At 70.9% G+C, this 16,302-nt stretch carries 13 protein-coding genes; 7 read left to right on the top strand and 6 right to left on the bottom strand.

Translation table 11 applies throughout. The features are described from left to right. The 5 genes from IG98_RS51975 to IG98_RS0120905 form a co-directional block, all read left to right on the top strand. Positions 1-1,015, top strand: a 1,015-nt coding sequence (locus IG98_RS51975) for an NsdA family TPR-like regulatory protein (protein ID WP_211264042.1), incomplete at its 5' end; no start/stop codon positions are given. A gap of 117 nt (positions 1,016-1,132) precedes the next feature. Continuing rightward, positions 1,133-1,351, top strand: coding sequence for a hypothetical protein (locus tag IG98_RS0120920; RefSeq protein WP_030914476.1), 219 nt, complete (start codon positions 1,133-1,135; stop codon positions 1,349-1,351). Positions 1,352-1,458: 107 nt separating this feature from the next. Next, positions 1,459-2,436, top strand: coding sequence for a PLP-dependent cysteine synthase family protein (locus IG98_RS0120915; RefSeq protein ID WP_030914473.1), 978 nt, complete (start codon positions 1,459-1,461; stop codon positions 2,434-2,436). A gap of 317 nt (positions 2,437-2,753) precedes the next feature. Further along, entirely contained in the window at positions 2,754-3,716 is a 963-nt protein-coding gene (locus IG98_RS0120910; protein WP_030914470.1) for a LysR family transcriptional regulator, read from the top strand. A 138-nt stretch (positions 3,717-3,854) separates the two neighbouring features. Then, positions 3,855-7,094 (top strand): M28 family peptidase, encoded by a 3,240-nt coding sequence (locus IG98_RS0120905; RefSeq protein ID WP_030914467.1) that lies wholly within the window; start codon positions 3,855-3,857, stop codon positions 7,092-7,094. Positions 7,095-7,208: 114 nt separating this feature from the next. Here the strand turns inward: IG98_RS0120905 and IG98_RS51970 are convergent, their stop codons facing one another. The 6 genes from IG98_RS51970 to IG98_RS0120875 form a co-directional block, all read right to left on the bottom strand. Further along, the gene (locus tag IG98_RS51970; protein WP_169750155.1) at positions 7,209-7,529 is read right to left on the bottom strand and encodes an ArsR/SmtB family transcription factor; all 321 of its coding nucleotides are present in this window, start codon (positions 7,527-7,529) and stop codon (positions 7,209-7,211) included. Between the two features lie 187 nt (positions 7,530-7,716). Further along, on the bottom strand, positions 7,717-8,670 hold the full coding sequence (locus IG98_RS0120895; protein ID WP_030914462.1) for a serine hydrolase: 954 nt from the start codon (positions 8,668-8,670) through the stop codon (positions 7,717-7,719). Positions 8,671-9,042: 372 nt separating this feature from the next. Continuing rightward, complete coding sequence (locus IG98_RS0120890; protein ID WP_030914459.1) at positions 9,043-9,663, bottom strand: TetR/AcrR family transcriptional regulator; 621 nt, start codon at positions 9,661-9,663, stop codon at positions 9,043-9,045. A gap of 130 nt (positions 9,664-9,793) precedes the next feature. Next, on the bottom strand, positions 9,794-10,786 hold the full coding sequence (locus IG98_RS0120885; RefSeq protein WP_051752545.1) for a class I SAM-dependent methyltransferase: 993 nt from the start codon (positions 10,784-10,786) through the stop codon (positions 9,794-9,796). Next, positions 10,783-11,214: a VOC family protein gene (locus IG98_RS0120880; protein WP_037970849.1), complete on the bottom strand. Its 432-nt coding sequence runs from the start codon at positions 11,212-11,214 to the stop codon at positions 10,783-10,785. Before IG98_RS0120880 ends, IG98_RS0120885 begins: the two co-directional genes overlap by 4 nt. A gap of 141 nt (positions 11,215-11,355) precedes the next feature. Continuing rightward, positions 11,356-12,120, bottom strand: a complete 765-nt coding sequence (locus tag IG98_RS0120875) for an SDR family NAD(P)-dependent oxidoreductase (RefSeq protein ID WP_030914450.1) — start codon at positions 12,118-12,120, stop codon at positions 11,356-11,358. Between the two features lie 110 nt (positions 12,121-12,230). Here IG98_RS0120875 and IG98_RS0120870 point away from each other — a divergent pair, with 110 nt between their 5' ends. Further along, the gene (locus tag IG98_RS0120870) at positions 12,231-15,011 is read left to right on the top strand and encodes a condensation domain-containing protein (RefSeq protein ID WP_030914447.1); all 2,781 of its coding nucleotides are present in this window, start codon (positions 12,231-12,233) and stop codon (positions 15,009-15,011) included. Then, positions 15,008-16,219, top strand: coding sequence for an acyltransferase family protein (locus tag IG98_RS0120865; RefSeq protein ID WP_030914444.1), 1,212 nt, complete (start codon positions 15,008-15,010; stop codon positions 16,217-16,219). The genes IG98_RS0120870 and IG98_RS0120865 overlap by 4 nt, the downstream gene beginning before the upstream one ends. Positions 16,220-16,302: the final 83 nt, after the last annotated feature.

Raw genomic sequence — 16,302 nt, 5'->3', positions numbered from 1 at the left:
CCCGGCGGCGCTGGGGGAGTGGCTGACGGCGTGGAACTACGGGGTGCCACCTCAGACGGTCGCGCAGCGGGGGACCAACGCGATGGTCGGGATGGCCGATGTGGAGCGGATCCACGAGGCGTGCAAGGTGTTCGGCCAGATGGACAACCAGTTCGGGGCCGGGCTGGTCCGCCCGGTGGTGGTGGGATATCTGAACAAGACGGTGAAGCCACTGCTCCGAGGACGTTACGACGATCGGGTGGGATCGGCGTTGATGTCGGCGGCGGCCGGGATGAGTTGGCTGGCGGGCTGGACGGCTTTCGACTCGAACCGCCATGGTCAGGCGCAGCAGCATTTCGGGCAGGCACTGCGGCTGGCGAAGACGGGTAACGACTCGTTGACCGGTGCCTGGGTGCTGGCGACGCTGGCCCGGCAGGCGATCCACCTGGAGCAGGCCACTTGGGCGCCCTGGCTCGCGAGAGCCGCGACGGACACCGCCCGCCAGGCACAGGCATCCCCGCGCGTCATGGCGTTGATGCTGTCCAGGGAGGCTTGGGCGACGGCCTTGCAGGCCAGTCAGTCCGGGAGCCCTGACCGGCATACCGCCAAGCAGGTCGAGCGACTGATTACCGAGGCCGAGCGAGCGTATGCCCAAGGGGCCGGTGACCGTGATCCGGAGTGGGGCAGCAGATACGAGGAAGCGGAGCTGAGAGCCCAGGCGGGTCGCTGCTGGAGCATGCTCGGCGAGCATCGGCGAGCAATAAACCTTGCGGAGGCAGCCGTGACCGAGTATCGCGAGCGCATCCCTCGAACCGCCCAGTTCAACCAGATCCACGCTGCCGAGGGATACCTCGGCATGGGTGAGCTGGAGCAGGCCATCGACGTGGCTCGGGCCGCGATTCCGATGACGAAGGCGCTGACCTCCGCCCGCGCGACCGAGCTCGCCCAGAAGTTCGCTGACGAGCTGGACCCGTACAGCAGCAGCATCATGGTCCGCCAGTTCCGCGACCAGCTGCACAGCGAACTCGCCGCCTGAGCACGTGCGGTCTGCCTGCGCCGCCTTCTCCGCAACCGTCGACAGCGCGGACAGACCGCCTACCCTGCTGTGTTTCGTCCGTAAGGTTGCTGCCGTTGTCGCGCGGGTCCCTGGCCGGTGCGCCGTACGGTCGCCACCGAGTCCTCCACCCGGCTGCCGGTCCACTCCCGGCGGACCACGGTGGGCCGAGGGGTACCTGAGATCAGCAGCTCCACCTCGATCTCGGGATTCGCCTGGCTGTGCAGATTCCTGAAGCTGCTCGTCCAGACCTGCGACCTGGCGTTCCAGCGTGAGTTCTGGCCGGTCAACGCCATCTCGGCGGCTTCGGCGGGCTGATCGGGCAACCGCGACGGTCACTTCAGGGGAAACGCGCGGATTCCCTGACCGGCTCGCTCGTGGCGAACGGGCGTGATCTTTCGGGCGGCGCCTGACATGGTGGAACGGTGAACTGGCACACACGAGCGCTCGACGTGCTGGCGGTGGGCGAGCCCACCCCGCTGATCGACTTCCCGGTATCGGCGCCCGGGATCAGGCTGCTGCTGAAGGACGAGTCCGTGCAGCCGACCGGGAGCCTGCGGCACCGGCACGCCAGGGCACTGTTCCGCCGGGCCGTGCTCGACGGGTCGATCGCCGAGGGTATGACTGTGGTGGAGGCGACCGGCGGCAACGCGGCCGTGGCGCAGGCATGGTTCGCGCGGCGGCTCGGCCTGCCGTACATCGTGGTCATGCCGGGTGAGCGCAGCCAGGCGCGGGCGCGGCCGGTGGAGGAGCTGGGCGGGGAGTGCCGGTTCGTGACGCCGCCGCTGGCGATCTACAACACCGCACGGGAGATCGACGGTCACTTCCTGGACCAGTTCGGGCGAGCCACGCCGCACGACCTGGCGGAGGAGCTGTTCGGGCAGGTGCGGCCGGACTGGGTGGTGGTGGGCGCGGGCACCGGAGCGACCTCGGCCTCCCTTGGCCAGCGGATCCAGTCCCGCGGTGAGAGCTGCCGGGTCGCGGTGGCGGATCCCGAGAATTCGGCCTATTTCCCGGGATGGACCCTCGACGTGCCCGACTACGGCACCGGGATGCCGTCGCGGATCGAGGGCATCGGACGGCCGCGCGTCGAGCCTGGCTTCCGGCCCGACCTCGTGGACCTGGTCGTCCCCGTGCCCGACGCGGCCAGTGTGGCGGCGGCCCGGCATATCCGCGAGGTCATCGGGCTGCCGGTCGGCGCCTCGTCGGGCACCGCGTTGTGGGCGGCGCTGGAGCTGGTCGAGCGCATGTGGGCCAGGGGCGAGACCGGCACGGTGGTGTCGCTGATCGGCGACGCGGCCGACCGACATTTGGCGACCTGTCACGACGACGGGTGGGCCGCCGGAAAAAGGCTGGACGTCGGGCAGTACACGGGTACTCTGCGGCAGCGCACCAGCTTGTAGCCGGCGTGCGGCTTGTGGTGGCGAGACGAGCGGCGGGTGTTGACGGACAGCGCGAGTTGACCGCCGAACACCCGAAACACCGCACCTGTGGCGCGGCGGCCATGGTCGCCACGCCACCCTGCTGCCGACCGGTGACCACCGCGGTCGACCAGGTCTCGAAGGTGTGGGAGCCCCGGTCGGCGGTCAATGGCGCAGCCGCTGCGCGAGGGTCTGCTCACCGGCGCCGTGGCCGGCGATCTCGGCGGCCAGGAACGCATGCGTGCCGCATCTGAAACTTGGGTCTTACCGGAAAGATTTTTTACTATTAAGCTCCCGGCGTGGACCTAGAGGTGCGTCACCTACGAGCAATCTGTGCGATCGCCGATTCGGGCAGCATTTCCAAGGCGGCCGTCGCACTCAAGATGTCGCAGCCCGCGCTCGCCACGCAGTTGCGGCGCATCGAGCGGATGTTCGGCGGACCGCTGTTCGAGCGAGGCAGGGAGGGGGCACGGCCCACCGATCTCGGCGCATGGGTGCTGATCAGGGCGCGGTCGCTGCTGCCGGCGTTCGACGAGTTACGGCGGGACGGCATGCGCTACGCCGAGCAGCCTCCGGAGAAGGTCAGAATTCGCCTGGGCTGTATGTCCAGCCATTTAGCGATAAATGTCATCGGATGCCTTAACGAATTGCTGGACGGTGCCGATATCACCGTCCGCACCGAGGAGGCGATGGACCTGCTGCCCGGACTCCTGGAGTCCGAGCGCCTGGAACTCGCCACCCTCGGCGACTATCCGGGACACGAGCTCCTCCCGCCCCCGGGAGTGGTCTACGCGGGCGTGGCCGTCGAGCCGATCTTCGTCGGGGTGGCCGCCTCCCATCTGCTCGCCCGGCAGGAGGAGATCGAGCTGCGTGATCTCGCCGGCGAGGACTGGGTCATGCACGCGCTGGTCGAGGCGGGGCACCGCGAGCACTTCTGGTCCGCCTGCGCCGAGCAGGGCTTCACCCCGAAGGTCGGCTACTCCGCCGACCTCAGCCTCGCCATCGACCTCATCTCCTCGGGCCGGTGCGTCGGGATGTTCCAGGCGACCAGCAAGGGCCACCCGGGAATCACCATCCGGCCACTCGCCGGAACCCCGCTGCGCTTTCGGCACATGATCGGGTGGACCGAGCACGGGCCGGTCGCCCGGTACGGGCACGAACTGGTCCGGGCCGTCACCAGAACCTACTGGGCCGAGGTGCGGCGCGCCCCCGTCTACGCGTCATGGCTGCGGCGCCACATGCCGCTTTCTACACCTGTTTAGCCGCCTATATCGCGAAGTTATGCAATTTCGTAGGGTACTCGTCCCGCACTCACGGTGTCAGCTTTGGTCCAGCCCAAAACGCCAGGGCTCCTTGCATCCCTCCAACCCCCCAAGGGACACCGAGAGGAGTCACCCCGAGTGAATCCCAAGGTCAAACTGGGCGCGGTCGCCGTACTGGCCGCCGTCGCCATGACCACGACATCGGTGGTGAGCGCCGCCGGCGCCGCCACAGCCCCCGCGGGCATCGCCGCCCGCACCGTGTCCGCAGATCCGCCGGCGTTCGCGCCGCCGGATCCCGAATCCCGCAGGCGCGCCGTCTCCAGCGCCGCCGGCGCCCTCGCCACCAGGTCCGACGCCCTGTTCAAGGCGGCGGAGGACGAGTTCACGCTCACGAACACCATCGTGGGAACCCGTGGCCTGCAGTACCTGACCTACTCCCGCACCCACCGCGGGCTGCCCGTCTACGGCGGTGACGTGATCGTCACCACCGACAGGACGGGCCAGGAGGTCGGGTCCGTGGCCTCGGGCCAGCGCGCCAGGATCGAGACAGGCGTGAAGAGCAGGATCGACGCCGCCGCCGCGGCCGTCACCGCCCGCGGCGAACTGCCCACCGTGCAGAGCGTGAGCACCCCCCGGCTGGTCGTGCACGCGGCCGGCAAGCAACCCAGGCTGGCGTGGGAGGTGGTCGTCACCGGCGCCACCAAGGAGGCTCCGAGCGTCCTGCACATCTTCGTGGACGCCCTCGACGGAACGGTCGTGGACTCCTACGACGACGTCCGCGCCGGCACCGGCAACGGCTTCTACAACGGCAGCCCGCTGACCATCCAGACCTCTGGCTCCGGCAGTTCGTACTCGATGACCGACACCACCCGTCCCGGCCTGCGCTGCGGCGGCCAGAACGGTTCGGCCTACACCGGGACCGACGACGCCTGGGGCAACGGCCAGGGCACCAGCCTGGAGACCGCCTGCGTCGACGCCCTGTACGCGGCGCAGAAGGAATGGGACATGCTGCGCGACTGGCTGGGCCGTAACGGGTTCAACGGTTCCGGCGGCGCCTTCCCCTCCCGCGTCGGCCTGAACGAGGTCAACGCCTACTGGAACGGGTCCTACACCAACTTCGGGCACAACCAGGCGAACAACCAGCAGGCCACCCCGATGGATGTGGTCGGCCACGAGTACGGTCACGCGATCTTCCAGTTCTCCGGCTCCGGCGGGGCGGGCAGCGGCAACGAGGCCGGCGGCCTGAACGAGTCGACCGGCGACATCTTCGGCGCGCTGACCGAGCACTTCGCCGCCAACGCCTCCGACCCGCCGGACTATCTGGTCGGCGAGGAGGTCAACCTGGTCGGCCAGGGCCCGATCCGCAACATGTACAACCCCGGCGCGCTCGGCGACCCCAACTGCTACAGCTCCTCGATCCCCAACACCGAGGTGCACGCGGCGGCCGGACCGCAGAACCACTGGTTCTACCTGCTCGCCGAGGGCACCAACCCGCCCGGCAAGCCCGCCAGCACCGTCTGCTCCGGACCGGCCGGCCTGACCGGCATCGGCATCCAGAAGGCCGGTCAGATCTTCATGGGCGGCCTGAACAGCAAGACCATTCCGTGGACGCACGCCAAGGCGCGCCTGACCACCGTGGCCGCGGCCAAGCAGCTCTTCCCGAACAGCTGCGTCGAGGTCAACGCGACCAAGGCCGCGTGGGCCGCCGTCAACGTCCCGGCGCAGAGCGGTGAGGCGACCTGCACGGTGAACCCGCCCGGCAACGACTTCTCGGTCTCCCTCAGCCCGACCTCGGGCAGTGTGCAGGCCGGCCAGTCCACCACCGCCACCGTGGGGACCACGGTGACCGGCGGCAGCGCCCAGTCCATCACGCTGCGGGCCTCCGGCCTGCCCTCCGGCGCGACCGCGTCCTTCAGCCCGGCCACCATCACGGCGGGCCAGACCTCGACGCTGACGCTGGCCACCTCGGGGAGCACGCCCAGTGGCACCTCCTCGGTGACGGTCACCGCGGACGGCGCCGACGTGGACCGGACGGCGAGCTACTCCCTGACCGTCACCGGCGGCAACCCGCCCGACCCGACCAGCCCGGACATCCCGGTGGCCAACGTGACGGCGCACCTGAACCAGCTGCAGTCCATCGCCTCCGGCAACGGCGGCAACCGGGCCTCGGCCACCTCCGGCTACACCGCCTCGCTGAACTACATCAAGGGCAGGCTCGACGCGGCCGGCTACAGCACGACGGTGCAGAACTTCACCTACAACGGCCAGACCCACTCCAACCTGATCGCCAACTGGCCGGCCGGTCCCACCGGTCCGACGGTCATGCTGGGCAGCCACCTGGACAGCGTCACGGCCGGTCCCGGTATCAACGACAACGGCTCGGGCTCGGCGACCCTGCTGGAGGTCGCGCTGACGCTGGCCAACCGCAACCCCACGCTGACCAAGCACGTCCGCTTCGCCTGGTGGGGCGCCGAGGAGCTCGGCCTGCGCGGCTCGACCCACTACGTCCAGAACGGCGGCGCGAGCGGGGTCGACACCTACCTCAACTTCGACATGACCGCCTCGCCGAACCCGGGCTACTTCGTCTACGACGACAACCCGGCCATCGAGAAGATCTTCAAGGACTACTACGCCACGCTCAACGTCCCGACCGAGATCGAGACCGCGGGTGACGGCCGCAGTGACCACACCCCGTTCAAGAACGCGGGCGTCAAGGTGGGCGGTGTCTTCACCGGCGCCGAGACGGTCAAGACGTCGGCTCAGGCCGCCAAGTGGGGCGGCACCGCGGGCCAGGCCTTCGACCGCTGCTACCACTCCGCCTGCGACACCACCTCCAACATCAACACCACCGCGCTGGACCGCAACGCGGACGCCGCCGCCAACGCCCTGTGGAAGCTCGCCGTGGGGGACACCCCTCCTCCGGCCAACGACTACTCGGTCTCGGTGAGCCCGTCCTCGGCCTCGGTCCAGCCCGGCCAGTCGGCAAGCGCGACGCTCAGCACCCAGGTGACCTCCGGTAACGCGCAGGCCGTCGCGCTGAGCGCCTCCGGCCTGCCCTCCGGCGCGACCGCGTCCTTCAGCCCGGCGAACATCAACTCCGGCCAGTCCTCCGCGGTCACGATCGCCACCTCGGCGAGCACCCCCGCGGGGACCTACACGATCAACCTCAACGCGGACGGCACGAGCGCCGACCGCTCGGCCACCTTCAGTCTCACCGTCAGCGGTGGGCAGGGCGGCAGCACCTGGCAGACCTGGACCCTGTACGCGGTGGGGGACACCGTGACCTACAACGGCGTCGGCTACCGGTGCCTGCAGGGTCACATCTCACTGCCCGGCTGGGAGCCGCCGAACGTTCCCGCCCTGTGGCAGCAGCTCTGATCTGACGGAGTACGGCGGGCGGTCGACGACCGCCCGCCGTACTCGTTTCCCGGCGTTCGACAAGACCAGGGGAGCGGGGTGTCGGCGTGGTGGATCTCGCGCACCCACCGAACCTCAGCCGGGAAGATCGTGAGCCTTCGCCGGGGCGCCGGAGCGTTCGGCCACGTCGAGCGCGGCGGCGGCCAGGGCCAGCACGGGGAAGATCGCGTGCGGTGGCACCCGGTAGACTCCCCGCTCGGGCTGCTCGACCAGCCCGGCCGAGGCCAGCGTCTTGAGGTGGTGGTACAGCTGGCCGGGGGAGGCGAGGGCCAGCTCGGCCTGCAGGTCGGCGACCGGCTTGGGCCCGACGACCAGCGACTGCAGGATCTCGAAGCGTGCCGGATGCCCGGCGGCGGCCAGGACGGCGGCCAACGGCCCGGTCGGCTGCCGAAGCAACCAGCCGGGGCTGCGGGCTATCTCCCACAGCCACTGGTAGCCGCCGAGCCTGGCCTGGCCGCCGTAGGTGAACAGGCCGGTGTCGTCGCCGGCCGCCGGTGGCTCAGGAGCGGTGAGCGCGGCCTCAAGGGCGGCGACCCGCGCCTCAAGATCCTGGATCCGGTCGTTGTCGCTGGTCAGGGTCGCCTCACTTCAACGCTGCGCGGACTTTCGCGAAGAAGACGGGATCGGTCGCCATCCGCACAATGAACTGCTGGTGAGCATAGCTGCGCATCCCGGAGAACCAGGTCGCCTCGGGCAGTCGCCGCAGCGCGAAGACGGTCTCGCGTGGCTTCTCACCTGGCCGGACGGTGTACATGGCCTCGCTGATGACGCCGGGCAGCGCGCCCCCCTTGGTGCCGATGAGGAGCGCGCGGGGGTCGGCGCCGGGCTGGCGCATCGGCCACTCCAGGTGCTTGCTCGCCGTCCTGTCCTTCCTGAGTCCGGCGAGCACTCCACGCAGCACGCCAGGCTGGACACGGGTCACGGTTTCGGCCCAGGTGGCCTGCTGGGCGAAGCCGGGGAGCGTGAGCCGCACCTGCTTGCCGGCCTTGACGTAGTTCTTCAGACAGACGTCGGCGGGCAGCGTGCAGCCGCCGAAGGCACGCAGTATCTCGCCGTTGATGGTCCCGACGCGAGTCTGCGCGACCCTGCGCAGCGCGCCGGGGCCGAGACGGTCGCGTAGCAGGTCGGCGGCGGCGTTGTCACTCTCCTCGATCATGGCGGAGACGAGCTGGTCGAGCGTGACGCTCGCACCGGGCTTGAGCCGTCCGAGCGCCGCCTCGTGGGCGCCGCCGTCGGTGCCGGGCAGGTGGTAGGCGTTCCACAGGGCCACGGAGACCTCCTCGCCCGGCTTGGCCCGGCCCTTGCGGACGGCGTCGGCGTAGGCGGCGAGATGGGTGATCTTGATGGCCGACGCCACGGGGGCGAGGCGGTCGGCGTTGTGGCTGACGCCCTGGGTCACCAGCGCGACATCGTCGGGATGGGCCTGGATGTAGGCGAGTACGGCCTCGGTGTCCTTGAGGTCGGCGGGGGCGGCGACGGCGCCGGTCGTCGGGGCCGTCAGCACTGTGGTCAGGAGCATGCTCAGGATCGGCTGCATTCCTCGATTCAACCATAAATTCGAAATTTCGGAATATCGAGTTTTAGAGCCGGCGGACATCCCATGTCGAAAATCATCGAGCTGCGACGAGCCCGCCGTCACCGCGATCGACCTGTACGGCCTGTCCATCCACGCCTTCGCCCGCGCCTGGCGGACCGGCGGGAGATCACCGACGGTGACGCGAGCGACCAGGGCGAACCCCGGCCGCTCGCGTCGGTATCGGCGGGTACCGGTCAGCCCCTGCCGGATGCGGCCGGAACCGCGGGCCGCCGGTCGGTTCGTACCGGCCACCGCGTCGATCGGGTCCGGGGCGTCGCGGTGAACAACGCGTTCCCGGCGTGCTCGCTCACCCGGATCAGGGAAGATCCCCGATCACCGTCCCTGCGCCTCCGGGTCTTCGGGGGACTGGGCGGGGAAGACGCAGGACAGCGCGCGGCGCAGGGTGGTGGCGAAGGATTCGGGGTTGCCGGGTTCGAGCCAGTGCCGCCCCGCCACGCGGATGGCGCCGGCGACCGCGGCGGCCGTGACGGCGGGGAACAGGTCGTGTCCGGGGTCGGTGTCGGTGCGCGCCGCGATCGCTTCGGCGAGCGGGCCCTCCGCCATGCTGAACGCCTTCAGCGCCTCACCTTCCAGTTCGGGTGTTGACATGATCATGCGCAGGCCGGCCTTGTCGGGCTCGGGGTTGGTGTAGAGCTCGATCACGGCCGCGATGACGGCCTGGTCGAGCGGCTCGTCGGCGGGCCGGGAGCGCAGCGCCTGCCCCACGCGCCTGGACTGGTCGGCCTGGAAGGCGCAGATCGCCTCCGCCCTGCTGGAGAAGTAGTTGTTGTAGGTGCGTGGTGAGACTCCCGCGGCCGTGGCGATGTCATGGACGCGGACAAGGGCCAGCCCGCTGGGGCCCTGCTCGATGGCCAGGCGCAGTGCGGCATGGCTGATCGCCTCCCGGGTGGCCCGGCTGTTGCGTGCCCGGAGGTCCATGGCGTCGTCGTTCATGGGGCGATCCTATCGACATTGCGCGTCACGCATTACATGCGCGTCACGCAAGCCGTGGGTGCGGTGCGGTACAGGCTCCGCGATACGCGTGCCCGGGGTGCCTGCGGTTCAGGCCGGATCCCGGAGCCGCTTACTCCTCTCCGTGGTTTCTGAGCAGTACGTTGCCCGCGATCCTGGACTCGCAGAGCCTCTCGGCCCCCGGGGCGCCGGCCACGATGGTGAAGCCGGTCGGGGCCAGGCGCAGCTCCATCACCGCGGCCCGTTCGGCGGCGGGCAGGCCGGCGTAGCGGGCCAGCAGTTCCTCGTCGTCGAACAGGTCGGCGTCCGACAGGAAGACCGGGGAGGCGGGGTGGCGGCGGCCCAGGTCCAGGATCTTGCCGCCGCCGTCCCAGTTGACGCCGTTCAGCGCGACCCAGCCGATCCCGTCCAGGTCCTCGAACAGGCGGGCCGCGTCGCCGAAGCGGTGGGTGCGCATCACCGGGTGCAGGTAGGCGTCGGCGTCCAGCACATCCTGGTCGCGCGGGTCGCCGGCCGCCGAGGAGTGCGTGCCGTAGCGGCCCGCCGAGCGGCCCAGACCCAGCCGGTGCACCACCGACAGACCCTCCTCACCGGTGTCTCCGCCCGACAGCAGCCGTACCAGCTCGCGGTCGATCAGCCGCTGGTGCTCGCCGAAGCTGTGGAAGAGCCACAGGTACATCAGGCCGCCGGGGGAGAGCCGCTCGGCCAGCCAGGCCAGGCCCGCGCGGGGGGCGTCGAGGCAGTGCAGCACCCCGGTCATCACGATCAGGTCGTAGGGGCCCTCGAACCCGTCCCCGCCGATGGCACCGCGCACCAGCTCCACGTTGGTCAGCCCGTTGCGCTCGCGCAGCTCCTCGGCCACGTCGAGCGAGGACCGGGAGAGGTCCATGCCGGTGAAGCTCGCCTTCGGATACTGCGAGGCGAGCCCGAGCAGCTGGTGGCCGGTGCCGCACCCGGCGTCCAGCACCCGTTTGCCCGCCAGGGTCTTGTCCCTGGCGACCATGCCGATACCGAGTGCCAGGTCCAGGATCAGGTCGTCGCCGACGGTCAGGGAGGGGCAGGGGTAGCGCTCGTACAGCTCCCTGACCTGCTCCACGGCGCTCACGGGGTGTCGATCTCGTCGTACGGGATCTCCTCGACCCGGCGGGCGAAGACCCAGTGGTGGCCTTCCAGATCCTCGGTGGTGTAGTTGCGGTCGCCGTAGAAACGGGTGTCCGGCTCGTCGCGGATCACCGCCCCGGCCTTCCTCGCGCGCTCGTAGTGTTCGTCCACGTCGTCGACGAACACGTACAGGCTCTGGCGCAGCTCGCCCGCGCCCTGCGGCTCGTGCCTGCGGCCGTCACCCGTCCCGGCGAGCTGCACGACGCCCTCGCCGAACGACAGCTCGGCGTGCACGATGGAGCCGTCGTCGTCCTTCAGCACCTTCCGCTTTTCGAATCCGAACGCCTCGATGAGCCATTCGATGGCTTTTTCGAGGTCGGCGTAGAAGATGACGGGGGTGATTCTCGGCATTCCGTCGGGTGGGGTGAGCATTTCTCCATCTCCCTCGATCGGTGACCATGGAAACGTACGGTGACGCTACCCCGCATCCCGCCGGCGAGACGTCCGGGCGTTCACGATTTCCATCGCGTTCACGGGGTGCGCGGACTGCTCTTCGCGCATTCAGCGGGATATTCACGATTTCGGCAGGCGCAGGCCGCCGTCCAGGCGGACGACCGCCGCGTTGAGGTAGCCCAGCTCGCACACCGCCCGGACCGCGCGGGCGAACTCCGCCGGCGTTCCCAGCCGGGGCGGGAAGACGATCTGCCGTACCAGTGGGCGCCGGAACTCCGGCGGGATCGCCCCGAACAGCGGGGTGTCGAACAGGCCGGGGGAGAGCGCGCACACCCGCACGCCGACCGAGGCCAGGTCGCGGGCGGCCGGCAGGGTCAGCGCGGCGACCGCGCCCTTGGAGGCGGCGTAGGCGGTCTGACCGGCCTGGCCGTCCTCGGCGGCGGCGGAGGAGGTGTTGACGACCACGCCCCGCTCGCCGTCCTGTAGCGGTTCGGTCGCGGCCATCGCGGCGGCGGCCAGGCGCATCACGTTGAAGGTGCCGACCACGTTGACCGCTAGCGCCCGCTCGAAGGTCCCCAGATCGTGCGGGCGGCCGTCGAGGCCGAGCGTGCGGGCGGCGGGTGCGACACCCGCGCAGCTCACCGCCACCCGCAGCGGCCCGCGAAGTCCCGCGGCCACCTCCACGGCGTGCTCGACCGACTCGGCGCGGGTCACGTCGGTCTCCACGAACGTGCCGCCCACCTCATCCGCCACCGCCTTCCCCGCATGGGCGTCCAGTTCGGCCACGACCACGTGCGCGCCCGCCCCGGTGAGCTCGCGCGCGGTGGCGGCGCCCAGCCCTCCACCGGCCCCCGACACCAGTGCCGTCACCCCTCGCAGCTCCATATCCGTTTAGCCGCCTTTCCGCAATGCTGGGCGAATGTGCTTACTTATCAAGACATATCCTGACGCGAAATTCCGCATTCACGCTGCACCCCACAGACGTGAGGTAACCAATGACGATTTCCAACGGCGCTGACAATGTGCACGACCTGATCGCCCGCCGACGGCGCGAGCGAGATCGCATCCCGCGACGCGCGACACCCGACGAGGGGGTGCCGGTCTCCTCCACCCAGGAGCGCATCTGGTTCGGCGAGAAGTTCAATCCGGGATTCGGGTTCTACCACGTGCCCGCCACCCTGCGACTGCGCGGCCCCCTCGACCCCGGAGCCCTCGACCGGGCGCTCTGCGAGGTGATCAGGCGGCACGAGATCCTGCGCTCCACCGTCGAGGAGATCGACGGCATGCCCGTCCAGCGCGTCGGCGACGCGCCCACCGGCGTGCTGCGCTCCGTCGACCTGGCCGGCGATCCCGACCCCGAGGCCGAGGCCGCGCGGATGGCCGCCGACGACATCCTGGCCCCGTTCGATCTGCGGCACGGGCCGCTGGGGCGGGCCCTGCTGCTCAGGCTGGGGCCCGACGACCACGTGCTCGTGCTGACCTTCCACCACATCGTCTTCGACGACCCGTCCTTCGGCATCGTCGGGCGCGAGATCGAGGCCCTCTACACCTCCTCGGCGCCTCTGCCCGAACTGGATCTGCAGTACACCGACTTCTCGGTCTGGCAGCGTGAGCGGCTGCGCACCGAGGAGGTGCGCTCGCGCCTGGTCGACTACTGGCGGCGGACCCTGGAGGGCGTGCCCCGGCTGCTCGACCTGCCCTCGGACCGGCCCCGCCCGCCGCACCGGAGCCGCGCCGGCCGCTTCCACCGCTCCCGGCTGCCCGCGGACGTCGTCGGCGCGGTGCGCGCGATGGCACGAGAGGAGGGCACCACCCCGTTCACCGTCCTGCTGGCCGCCTACGGCGTGCTGCTGTCGCGCTACGCCGACCAGGCCGACATCGTCACCGCCGTACCCGCCGCCGGACGCATCCGGCCCGAGCTCGAAGAGCTCGTCGGCTGCTTCATCAACATCATCTGTCTCCGCCTCGACCTGCGCGGCGAGCCCACCTTCCGCGAGCTGCTGCGCCGGGTGCGCCACGCCTCGGTCGAGGGCCACGACCACGAGGAGATGCCCTTCGAGGAACTGGTGCGCGAACTGCACCCGCAGCGGCCGCGGAGCCACACGCCGCTGTTCCAGGCGGGACTCGGGGTACGCGACAACGACGGCGTCTTCCTGAACCTGCCGGGCGTGCGGGCCTCGGAGTTCGTGCCCGACGTCGAGGTGTCGCACTTCGACCTGATGGTGGACTTCAGCGTCGACGGCGACGGCATGGCGGGCCTGTGGGGCTACAACGACGACCTGTTCGACCCCGCGACCGTCGAGGTCCTCGCCGAGCAGTTCACGCTCCTGCTCACCGAGGCGTGCGCCCAGCCCGACCGCCAGGTCGGCGACCTGGCGCTGCCCGCGTCCCCGAGACCACCCCGGCCCGAGACCGTCGGGACCGAGGGGCCGGCCGCAGTCCTGGCCGAGCGGGCGCGGCGCGCCCCGGACTCGCCCGCCGTCACCTCCGTCGACGGCACGCTGACCTACGCCCAGCTCGACGCGCGCGCCGAGGACCTGGCACCCGCCGTGCGCAAGGGGGCCGAACCGCCGGCCGCCGACACCCCCGACCTCGCCGTGTGGTGGTACGCCCGGCTCAAGGCCGACGGCGGCCCGCGGGACGCGGGCTACGCGCGGGCCGCGGACCTGGCCTCGCGGATCGGCCTGGGCGCCACCGGCACCGTGCTCACCTTCGCCCCGCCCGCCTCCGGCGCGCTCACCGATGCCATGCTGCTGGCCCTCTCGTCCGGCGCGCACCTGATGATCGCGCCCCCCGAGGCCGCCGGTGACGCCGAGAAGCTGAGGGTCCTGGTCGCCGACGCCACCGTCGTCCACGCTCCGCCGGCCACGTGGCGGCGGCTGCTGATCGAGGGCGCGCTGCCCGAGGACCACCCGTTCACCGCGCTCTGCGACGCGGCCACCGTTCCGGCCGCCCTGGCGCGGGAACTGGCCGCGAAGGTTCCCACCTGGACCCTGTACGGAGAGCGCTGGGCCGCGGCCCACCGGATCGACCCGCTCGCCGAACCCCGCAGGGGCGTCCCGCTCGGCGTCCCGCTGGCCGGCACCCCGATCGAGGTCACCGGCCGGGCCGGGCGCCCCGGCGCGACCGGCGTACCCGGCGAGATCCAGGTCGGCGGCGCCGCCACCGGGGACCGGGGCCGGATCCTGCCCGACGGCTCGCTGGAGCTGCTCGGCCGCTTCGACCGGATGTTCACCGTCGGCGGGTTCCGGGTGGACACCGACGAGGTGGCCCGCTCCCTGGCCGGCCGCCCCGGCGTGGTCGAGGCGATCGTGGACGTGCGCCACGACCGGCTCGTCGCGTACGTGGCCGGTGACGGGATCGATCCGCGGAAGCTCACCGCCCACCTGCCCGAATACCAGGTGCCCGGCTCGGTCGTGGTCCTCGACGAGCTGCCCAGGACCGCGCGGGGCGACATCGCCCACGGGGAGTTGCCCAGCCCCGAGGCCCCGGGCGACGAGGGCGGCCAGGTACCGATCAGGGGCGGCACCGAGGAGGCCGTCGCCGGCATCTGGCGCGAACTGCTCGGCGTGCGGGAGATCGGCGCCGCCGACGGCTTCCTCGACCTCGGCGGCCACTCGCTCACCCTGGCCCGCCTCAGCCTGCGCTACGAGGTGGCGTTCGGCGTCGAGGTGGAACTGCCCGACCTGCTGCACCACGCGACGGTCCGCGAGCAGGCGGCACTCATCGACGAGCGCCGCGCGCAGGCCGGCCTCACCGGAGAGGAGACATCATGACCTCGGTATCCGCCAGGCCGTCGCAGGCCACCGGTGAGGGGCGGCCGAGGACGCGGCTGGAGTCGCTGACCGGGCTGCGGTGGTTCGCCGCGTTCGGCGTGTTCTTCAGCCACGTCGCGATCCTGCTGCCGCTGCCCTATCTCAACGAGCTGTTCATCCTCGGCACCGCCGGGGTGACCTTCTTCTTCGTCCTGTCTGGATATGTCCTGACCTGGACGTTCTTCGACAACGACACCGCGCCGAGGTTCTACTGGCGCCGCTTCGCCAGGATCTGGCCGTCGCTGCTCATCACCACCGTCGCGGCGGTCGCGCTGCTCGTCGGCGGCCAGCTCTGGCCCACCGAGGGCGGCACCTCGCTGGTCTGGTGGACGGTCGCGACGCTGCTCCTGGTGCAGGCGTGGATCCCGGCGTCGTTCCAGAGCGACACCGTGCCGCACACCGTCTCCTGGTCGCTGTCGTGCGAGGCGTTCTTCTACGCGGTCTTCCCGTTCGTGGTCCGCCCGATCGTGCGGCGCACGCTGCGCCAGATGGTGGTCATCGCCGCCGTGCTCATCGCGATCAGCATCGGCACCCGGGTCTGGCTCTGGCTGGCCAACCCGCAGATCACCCCGGAGAACTGGTTCACCTCCGACCTGTACTACTTCGCCACCCACTCGCCGATCGCCCGGGTCAGCGAGTTCGTGCTGGGCATCGTGATCGCCGCCGCCGTACGCCGCGGCTGGCGCAGCCCGCTCGGCCTGCGCGCGGCGACCGTGATCACGGTCGGCTACTTCGCGCTGCTGTGGGCGTGGTCGGCCTCGGGCCTGTGGCCGACCGCGCTGGCCGAGGCCGCCAACCGGGGCAGCATCGTGGTGTTCGCACTGCTCATCGCGGCGGCGGCCACCAACGACCTGGACGGTCGGCGCAGCCTGCTCGGCTCCCGCCCGCTGGTGGCGCTCGGCCAGTGGTCCTACGCCTTCTACCTGGTGCACTTCCTGGTGCTCTTCCCGATCGCCAAGCACGCGTTCGGCCGGCAGTCGCTCTACGACTTCCCGCCGCCCAGCTGGGCGCACCTGCCGTACGCGGTGGCCGGCCTGGTGGTCAGCGTGCTGCTGTCGTGGGGGCTGTACCGGCTGTACGAGTACCCGATCGAGAAGCGGCTGCGGGCCATGCTGCGCCGCGAACCGAGGACCGCACCCCCGGCCCCGGGCGCGGAGCCCTCGATGTGAGGCCGGGCGCGCCTGCGGGGGAGCCGGAACCGCACCGCCGTACGGCGGCGCGCCTGCGGGGGAGCCGGAACCGCACCGCCGTA

The sequence above is a fragment of the Streptosporangium amethystogenes genome, assembly GCF_000721075.1.
Classification (GTDB): domain Bacteria; phylum Actinomycetota; class Actinomycetes; order Streptosporangiales; family Streptosporangiaceae; genus Streptosporangium; species Streptosporangium amethystogenes.
The sequence above is the reverse complement of the archived record's forward strand: the minus strand, read 5'-3'. Positions and strand labels throughout refer to the sequence as shown.